The sequence below is a fragment of the Quisquiliibacterium sp. genome (assembly GCF_982640115.1).
Genome location: NZ_CEXFHW010000172.1, coordinates 1 through 8,024, shown reverse-complemented (window position 1 = coordinate 8,024; position 8,024 = coordinate 1). Strand labels below are relative to the sequence as shown.

The 8,024-nt window shown below is 71.0% G+C and carries 8 protein-coding genes; all 8 read right to left on the bottom strand.

The genetic code is table 11. The features are described from left to right. Positions 1 to 4: 4 nt before the first annotated feature. The gene (locus tag AC2H6A_RS15890; RefSeq protein ID WP_484274677.1) at positions 5 to 1,780 is read right to left on the bottom strand and encodes a glutamine--tRNA ligase/YqeY domain fusion protein; all 1,776 of its coding nucleotides are present in this window, start codon (positions 1,778 to 1,780) and stop codon (positions 5 to 7) included. Between the two features lie 2 nt (positions 1,781 to 1,782). Then, positions 1,783 to 2,136 carry an FKBP-type peptidyl-prolyl cis-trans isomerase gene (locus AC2H6A_RS15885; RefSeq protein ID WP_484274676.1) on the bottom strand — a complete coding sequence of 118 codons (354 nt, stop codon included), beginning with the start codon at positions 2,134 to 2,136 and terminating at the stop codon, positions 1,783 to 1,785. A 2-nt stretch (positions 2,137 to 2,138) separates the two neighbouring features. Then, positions 2,139 to 2,621, bottom strand: coding sequence for a DUF1499 domain-containing protein (locus AC2H6A_RS15880; RefSeq protein WP_484274675.1), 483 nt, complete (start codon positions 2,619 to 2,621; stop codon positions 2,139 to 2,141). Next, complete coding sequence (locus AC2H6A_RS15875; RefSeq protein WP_484274674.1) at positions 2,618 to 3,829, bottom strand: DUF8173 domain-containing protein; 1,212 nt, start codon at positions 3,827 to 3,829, stop codon at positions 2,618 to 2,620. Before AC2H6A_RS15875 ends, AC2H6A_RS15880 begins: the two co-directional genes overlap by 4 nt. A 10-nt stretch (positions 3,830 to 3,839) precedes the next feature. Further along, positions 3,840 to 4,745: an NAD(P)-dependent oxidoreductase gene (locus AC2H6A_RS15870; RefSeq protein ID WP_484274673.1), complete on the bottom strand. Its 906-nt coding sequence runs from the start codon at positions 4,743 to 4,745 to the stop codon at positions 3,840 to 3,842. Between the two features lie 132 nt (positions 4,746 to 4,877). Beyond that, on the bottom strand, positions 4,878 to 6,500 hold the full coding sequence (locus AC2H6A_RS15865) for a gamma-glutamyltransferase family protein (protein WP_484274672.1): 1,623 nt from the start codon (positions 6,498 to 6,500) through the stop codon (positions 4,878 to 4,880). A gap of 9 nt (positions 6,501 to 6,509) precedes the next feature. Continuing rightward, positions 6,510 to 7,217 (bottom strand): haloacid dehalogenase type II, encoded by a 708-nt coding sequence (locus tag AC2H6A_RS15860; RefSeq protein WP_484274671.1) that lies wholly within the window; start codon positions 7,215 to 7,217, stop codon positions 6,510 to 6,512. A gap of 13 nt (positions 7,218 to 7,230) precedes the next feature. Then, a partial coding sequence (locus tag AC2H6A_RS15855) for a Bug family tripartite tricarboxylate transporter substrate binding protein (protein ID WP_484274670.1) occupies positions 7,231 to 8,024 on the bottom strand: 794 nt, incomplete at its 5' end.

Below are 8,024 nucleotides of genomic sequence, written 5' to 3'. Positions count from 1 at the left end.
AGGCTCAGCCCTTGTGCCGGGTGTCCTTCAGGCTCACGCAGCGGTTGAACACCAGCCGGTCGGGGCGGCTGTCTCGGCTGTCGGTCACGAAGTAGCCGTGGCGCTCGAACTGCAGCGGCTGACCGGCCGGCCCACTGAGCGCGCTGGGTTCCACCCATGCCTGCGCGAGCCGGCGTGAGTCGGGATTGAGCGCGGCCAGATAGTCGGCGTCGCCCGCGCGGGGCTGCGGCTCGGTGAACAGCCGCTCGTAGAGCCGTACCTCGGCCGGCAGCGCGTGCGCGGCCGACACCCAGTGCAGGTTGCCCTTGACCTTGTAGGCATCGGCCCCGGGCGTGCCGGAGCGCGAGTCGGGCATGAGCTCGGCCAGCACGGTGCTGACCCGGCCATCGGCATCGGTCTCGAAGCCGGTGCAGCGGATGACATGCGCGTAGCGCAGCCGCACCAGGTTGCCGGGGAACAGGCGAAAGAAGCCCTTGGGCGGCTCGATCGCGAAGTCCTCGCGCTCGATGAAGAGTTCGCGCGAGAACGGGAACTCGCGCCGACCGAGCTCGGGCCGCTGCGGATGGAAGGGCGCGCTGCAGGTCTCGAGATGGTTTTCCGGCAGGTTGGTGATGCGCAGTCGCAGCGGGTCGAGCACGGCCACGCTGCGCGGCGCGCGCGCCTCGAGGTCATCGCGCAGGGCCTGCTCGAGCACGCTCATGTCGATCCAGGTGTCGGCGCGCGACACGCCGATGCGCTCGCAGAACAGCCGGATCGCTTCGGGGGTGTAGCCGCGCCGGCGCAGGCCGGCGAGCGTGGGCAGGCGCGGATCATCCCAGCCTTCGACGCGGCCGGTGCTCACCAGCTCCTGCAGCCGCCGCTTGCTGGTGACGGTGTAGCTCAGGTTCAGCCGCGCGAACTCGATCTGGCGCGGCAGCGGGCGCTGGAAGAAGCCGCCCTCGGCGAGCCGTTCGAGCAGCCAGTCGTAGAGCGGGCGGTGATCCTCGAACTCGAGGGTGCAGATCGAGTGGGTGATGTTTTCGAGCGCATCGGAGATCGGATGCGCGTAGTCGTACATCGGGTAGATGCGCCAGCGCTCGCCGGTGCGGTGATGCTCGGCGAAGCGGATCCGGTAGAGCGCCGGGTCGCGCAGGTTGATGTTGGGCGAGGCCATGTCGATGCGCGCCCGCAGCACATGGCTGCCCTCGGGGTGCAGGCCGTCGCGCATCTCGCGCAGCAGGGTCAGGCTCTCGGCCGCCGGCCGGTCGCGGTAGGGCGAGTTGCGCCCGGGTTCGGTGAGCGTGCCCCGGCCGAGGCGCATCTGCTCGGCGCTTTGCGAGTCGACATAGGCATGGCCGTGCTGCACCAGATGCTCGGCCATCTGGAAGAGCTGCTCGAAGTAGTCGCTGGCGAAGTAGAGGTTGCTCTCGGGGGCGCCGTCGGCTGCGTGGTCCCAGGAGAAGCCCAGCCAGCGGACCGCGTCGAGGATGGCGTCGACGAACTCCTGGTCTTCCTTGACCGGGTTGGTGTCGTCGAAGCGCATGTGGCAGCGCCCCTGGTAGTCGCGTGCCAGCCCGAAGTTCAGGCAGATCGACTTGGCATGGCCGATGTGCAGATAGCCGTTGGGCTCGGGCGGGAAACGGGTGCGGATACGGGCCGGGTCGGGCTGGCCCGCGGCCTGCTCGCTCCCCGGACCGGGATGGCCGCACCAGCGCCGACTGGCATGCGCGCCCGCCGCCAGGTCGGCCTCGACCTGGGTGCGGATGAAGTTGTGCGTGGCGGCGGGAACCTTTTCCGTCATCGTCAGACGCCGAGGAGTTCAACCTCGAACAGCAGGGTGGCGTTGGGGGGGATCACACCGCCCGCGCCGCGCGCGCCATAGCCCATGTCGGGCGGAATCAGCAGCTGGCGGGTGCCGCCGACCTTCATGCCGGCGAAGCCCTCGTCCCAGCCGCGGATGACATGGCCGGCGCCCAGCGGGAACGAGAAGGGCTGACCGCGGTCCTTGCTGGAGTCGAACTTCGCGCCGCGCGCGCCGTTCTGCCACAGCCAGCCGGTGTAGTGCACCGTGACATGGGCACCAGCGGCCGCCTCGGGGCCGCTGCCCAGGGTGGTGTCGTCGTACTGCAGCCCGGAGGGCAGGGTCTGGAAGGCCATGGTCATTCTCCTGGTTGGGATTCATGGGCGCGGCGCAGGGCCTCCACCCGGGCGCGATTCACGCCGAAGTCACGGCGCCCGAGACGGGCCGCCGAACGGACATGGGCGACCCCGGCCGGCGCATCGAGCACCAGGTCGAGGTCGTCGATGAAGCGAAACCAGCGGCTCTCGCACTCGGCGCGCAGATGGCGCTCGCTGCGCTCGACCACCCGCACACCGGGCAGGGCTGCGGCCTGGTCGAGGAGTCTGGCGAAGGCGGCAACCGGCTCACCGCGCAGCGTGATGGGGTCGATGCGGTGGGCTGGCGAGGCGCTCTGGCTGGAGACCGCGTTGTCGCGGGATTCGTTGATCGGGGCGAGCGGCAGGCCCGGGCTGGCGGGCGATGCCGACCCCGCGAGCAGCCCTGCCTGACCGGCCGCCAGGGCGGCCAGCGGCAGCGCGAGCAGACCCAGCGCCAGACCCAGCCAGAGCCGTGACGCGCTCACGGCTGGCGCCCCCGCCAGGCGGTGAGCATCATGCCGCCCATGCCCGTGAGCATGACCCAGGCCGAGATCAGCCAGCCCAGGAAGGGCACCGCGCCCACCAGCAGCAGCAGCGCGAGGGTGCCGGCCAGCCAGGCGATCTGGCCCGAACGGCTGCCGCCACCGCCATCGCTGAAGGCTTTTCGGGCACGCAGGGCCACCGACCAGACGCCGATCAGGTAGCCGGTGAGCAGCAGCACCGGGTAGACCGCCAGGAGCGTGGCGCCCAGCGGAATGCCGACGATGGTGAGGATGGCCACACCGGCACCCACCGGTATGGCGATCAGCAGCGCGAACCCCAGACCGAGCGAGGCGCCGGCGTCGTCCCAGGCGCGCCGGGCCGACTCCCGGGTGAAGCCGGGCAGCGCGATGAACAGCAGGGTCCCGAAGAGCAGCAGGCCGATCGACCACAGCAGCACCCCGAGCAGACCCCAGCGCTTGTTCAGCGACTCGTCCTGTGGCTCCGCAGGAGGCTTCTCGGCCTCCTCGCGGGTGACCTCGCCGCGCACCTGGGCGCCACTGCTCTGCTTGATCGGGTTGGGGCTGGTGTAGGACAGGGTGCCGAGGATGCGCGCGCCATCGAGCAGCTCGATCTCCTCGGCCACGAGCTTCACCTTGCCGCCAATCGTGCCGTCGATCGCGATGCGCTGGGCATAGACCGTGAGCTCGCCGACGATCTCGCCGCGGATGTCCACCGAGCGCCCGGCGATCAGGGCATCGCGCCCGATGCGCGCGCTGCGCTCGAAGGCGAGCTCCGAGCCCACCAGCAGCAGGTCACCGCCCACCGGGGCATCGAGCACCAGCTTGCCGGCCGCGGCGCGCAGATCGCCGCCCACCGGCCGGCGCAGATCGACGTCACCGCCTGTCAGCGTGGCGTCACCCCTGACCTCGGCGTCGATCACCACCCGCGAGCCGGCGGCGTGGAAGTCGCCCTCCACCGGCGAGCCGACCCGCACGGTACGGCCGGCACGGTAGATGTTGCGCGTGCCGTAGGAGGCCACGCCATCGCGCCGGGTGGCGCTCTCGGCGGCCGATTCGGCCGCCGCGCCTCCAGCCGCCGAGAACTGCGCGCGGGCGGGGCTGCCCAGGCCGCCCAGCGCGAGGGCCAGCAGGGCGATGACCAGCAAGACCGGAGCGGCGCGCGAGAGCAGGGCGAGAGAGGACGGCGGCATGGCGTAGCGCTCAGGCAGGATCGGCGCGCAGTCGCCGGATCAGCGAGGAGGTGTCGTTGCGCCCGCCGCCCATGGCCTGGACATCGCGGTAGAACTGGTCGATCAGGGCGGTGCCGGGCAGCGGCGCGCCGTTGCGCCGCGCCTCGTCGAGGCACAGGCCGAGGTCCTTGCGCATCCAGTCGACCGCGAAGCCGAAGTCGAAGCGGTTCTCGACCATGGTGCGGCCGCGGTTGTCCATCTGCCAGCTCTGCGCCGCGCCCTTGCCGATGACCTCGAGCACGAGGTTCATGTCGATGCCGGCGGCCAGACCGAAGTTGACGCCCTCGGAGAGGCCCTGCAGCAGGCCGGCGATGCAGATCTGGTTGACCATCTTGGCGAGCTGGCCGCTGCCGGCCTCGCCGATGCGCGTGAAGGCCCGCGAGAAGGCCATGGCCACCGGCCGCGCCTGCTCGAACACCGGCAGATCGCCGCCCACCATGACGGTGAGCTGGCCGTTGACCGCGCCGGCCTGACCACCCGAGACCGGGGCGTCGAGGAAATGCAGGCCGCGGCGGGCTGCCTCGCGATGGAGCTCGCGGGCGACCTCCGCCGAGGCCGTGGTGTGGTCGACGAACACCGCGCCCGGTTTCATGCCCGCGAAGGCGCCATGCTCGCCGAGCACCACCGAGCGCAGGTCATCATCGTTGCCCACGCAGGCGAAGACCAGATCCGCGTCGTGCGCGGCCTGACGCGGCGTGGGCGCCGAGAGACCGCCATGCTCGGCCGCCCAGCGATCGGCCTTCTCGGCGCTGCGGTTGTACACCGTGACGGCATGGCCGGCGCGACGCAGGTGGCCGGCCATGGGATAACCCATGACGCCCAGGCCCAGGAAGGCCGCCTTCACCGGTGTGATGGGATCGTAGCTTCGCTGGGTCATGGGCGCAGTCTCCGGGAGCGTGTGAGAGGCATGCCGCCGACGCGCACGCCAGCGGGGCAAAAGCGCAATTCTAGACGCCTTCGCGCCGGGGCCGGCTTGAGCCCCCGGCGCGCGGGCCGCGAGGGCCCGGGATCAGAATGCGGCTGCGCAGCCGTCGCGGCGGCTGTCGCTGGCAGCGGCGTAGCCATCCTCCAGGTCATCGCTCAGCCGCCAGATGAACTGGCCTGATCCGAAGTCCATGTACGAGTCGAGCACCGGCTCGATCTCGTGGCCGAGGCTGCGCAGGCCGGCCACGATGTCCTCGGGCATGGTCGCCTCGATGTCGAGCTTCAGGCCGCGCTGCACCTTCCATCGTGGCGCGTCGCAGGCCGCCTGCGGGTTCTGGCGATGATCGAGCATGCGCGAGAGGGTCTGCATGTGGCCCTGCGGCTGCATGTTGCCGCCCATCACGCCGAAGCTCATCTGCGGCGCACCGTCCTTCATGAGGAAGGCCGGGATGATGGTCTGGAAGGGCCGCTTGCCCGGCGCCACGCAGTTCGGGTGCGACGGATCGAGCGAGAAGCAGTAGCCGCGGTTCTGCAGCGACACGCCCACCTCGGGCACCACCACGCCCGAGCCGAAGCCCATGTAGTTGGACTGGATGAACGAGATCATCATGCCCTGCCGGTCGGCGGCGGTCAGGTAGATGGTGCCGCCCGCCGGTGGCAGGCCGTGCTGGAAGTCGGTGGCGCGATCCTCGCGGATCAGGCGGGCGCGCTGCGCGAGGTAGCCGGGATCGAGCAGGTGCGCGGGTGTGACCTCGGTCATGTAGCGCAGGTCGGCCACATAGCGGTAGACATCGGCGAAGGCCGCCTTCATCGCCTCGATCTGCAGGTGGCGGGTGCGCAGCGAATCGGCCGGGTGCGCGCCGATGTCGAAGTGCTGCAGGATGCCCAGCGCCATCAGCGCGGCGATGCCCTGGCCGTTGGGCGGGATCTCGTGCAGCGTGTAGCCGCGGTAGTCCTGGCTGATCGTGCCGCACCATTCGGGGCGGTAGCCGGCCAGATCGGCCAGGCTGAGCGTGCCGCCGTGCTCGCGGGCATGGGCCACCAGCGCCTGCGCGGTCCGGCCCTGGTAGAAGTCCTGTCCACGGCTGCTGGCGATGCGGCGCAGCGTGTCGGCCGCGGCCGGCAGCGCGAAGCGCTCGCCGATGCGCGGCGCGCGCCCACGCGGCATGAAGGCCTGCGCAAAGCCCGGCTGCGACTGCAGTTCGGGCACCGCCGCCGCCCACTTCTGGCTCACGATGCCGGCCACGCCATGGCCGCGCTCGGCCAGCTCGATGGCCGGCTGCAGCAGATCTTCGAAGGGCAGGCTGCCGAACTTCTCGTGCAGCGCGGCCCAGGCGCTGACCGCGCCCGGCACGGTCACGCTGTCCCAGCCGCGCATCGGGAACTTGCCCCCATGCCGCTTCGCGTAGTAGGCCGTGTCCCAGGTGGCCGGTGCGGTGCCCGAGGCATTCAGGCCGTGCAGTTCGCGTCCGTCCCACACGATGGCGAAGGCGTCACTGCCCAGGCCGTTGGAGACCGGCTCGACGATGGTGATGGCGGCCGCCGCGGCGATCGCGGCGTCGACCGCATTGCCGCCGGCGGCCAGCATGCGCAGGCCGGCCTGCGCGGCCAGCGGCTGCGAGGTGGCCACCACATTGCGCGCGAACACCGGCGCCCGGTAGGTGGGATAGCGGACGGACCAGTCGAAGTCGAAGGGGGTGGCGCTCATGGCGGGCTTTCAGCAGCCGAGCTGGTCGGCAAGGTCGAGGAAATCGGTGGCGTGGTGGTCGAAGGCCGGCTCGCGGCTGATGTCGGGCTGGCGGGTGGGGCCGAACTCCATCGGCCGGGTGACGAAGGCGGTGCGCAACCCGCAGGCCGCGGCGGCATGCAGGTCTTCCTTGTGCGCGGCCACCAGCATCACCTGGTCCGGGCTCACGCCGAAGATGTCGGCCACGCCGAGATAGGTCTGCGGGTCGGGCTTGTAGTGGCGGAAGACCTCGGCCGAGAGGATCAGATCCCAGGGCAGGCCGGCGCGCTTGGCCATGTTGGCGAGCAGCCCCAGGTTGCCGTTGGACAGCGTGCACAGGGTGTAGCGGCTGCGCAGCCGGTGCAGACCGGCGAGGGTGTCGGCCCAGGGGTCGAGCCGGTGCCAGACCTTGTTGAGGTGCTCGATGCGATCGGGCAGCAGGCGGATGCCGAACTTGGCCAGCACGCTGTCGAGGATCATGCGATGCAGGTCGTCGATGCGGGTCCAGCCGAGTTCGCCCTTGCGCACCCGCTCCATGGCCGGCAGGTAGCCGGCGCGCCAGGCCAGGGCGAAGCGCCCGCCATCCACGCCGAGCTGCATGGCGTCGACCTCGCGTGCGATCGAGCCGTGCCAGTCGACCACCGTGCCGAAGACATCGAAGGCCAGGATCTGCAGGGGGCCTGCCGCGGGGGTGCTCATCGGGCAATCTCCGTCATTCGGGTTTGATGCCGGCTCGCCGGATCACGGCCTTCCAGTTCTCGTGGTCGGCGCGGATGAGGCGGGCGAACTGTTCGGGGCTGCCGCCTGCCGGTTCGGCGCCGGCGCGCTCCAGGCGCTCGAGCACCTCGGGGGCGCGCACCGCGGCGTTGATGTCACGGTTCAGCCGGCTGAGGATCTCGGCCGGCGTGCCCGCTGGCGCGAAGGCGCCGAACCAGTTGCTGATGTCCATGCCGGCGATGCCGGCCTCGGCGAAGGTGGGCACATCGGGCAGTGTGGGTGAACGGTGCTCGCCGCTCACGGCCAGCGCCCGGACCTTGCCATCGCGGATGTGCGGCTGGGCCGACACCACGCTGTCCATCAGGAAGGCGATCTGGCCCGACACCAGATCGGTGATCACCAGGCCGGTGCCCCGATACGGAATGTGCACCACGAACAGCCCGCCGGCGCGCCACTTGAACATCTCGGCCGAGAGGTGCGGATAGGTGCCGATGCCCGAGGAGCCGAAGTTGTAGCGGCCCGGGCTGCGGCGCAGCAGCGCGACCAGTTCCTGCACCGTCCGCGCCGGGAAGCCGGCGCCGACCACCAGCACGCTGGGCGCATTGGCCACATGCGCCACCGGGGCGAAGTCGCGAAATGCGTCGTAGGGCATCTTCGGGTTGAGCGCCGGGCCGACCGAGTGGGTGGAGCCGGTGCCCATCAGCAGCGTATGGCCGTCGGCCGGGGCCTTGGCCACCGCGTCGGCGCCGATACTGCCGCCGGCGCCCGGCCGGTTCTCCACCACCACCT

What these genes read in the sequence shown, in the direction of transcription:
- AC2H6A_RS15890 (WP_484274677.1), bottom strand. Translation starts at nt 1,780, where the DNA reads ATGACGGAAAAGGTTCCCGCCGCCACGCACAACTTCATCCGCACCCAG.
- AC2H6A_RS15885 (WP_484274676.1), bottom strand. Translation starts at nt 2,136, where the DNA reads ATGGCCTTCCAGACCCTGCCCTCCGGGCTGCAGTACGACGACACCACC.
- AC2H6A_RS15875 (WP_484274674.1), bottom strand. Translation starts at nt 3,829, where the DNA reads ATGCCGCCGTCCTCTCTCGCCCTGCTCTCGCGCGCCGCTCCGGTCTTG.
- AC2H6A_RS15870 (WP_484274673.1), bottom strand. Translation starts at nt 4,745, where the DNA reads ATGACCCAGCGAAGCTACGATCCCATCACACCGGTGAAGGCGGCCTTC.
- AC2H6A_RS15865 (WP_484274672.1), bottom strand. Translation starts at nt 6,500, where the DNA reads ATGAGCGCCACCCCCTTCGACTTCGACTGGTCCGTCCGCTATCCCACC.
- AC2H6A_RS15860 (WP_484274671.1), bottom strand. Translation starts at nt 7,217, where the DNA reads ATGAGCACCCCCGCGGCAGGCCCCCTGCAGATCCTGGCCTTCGATGTC.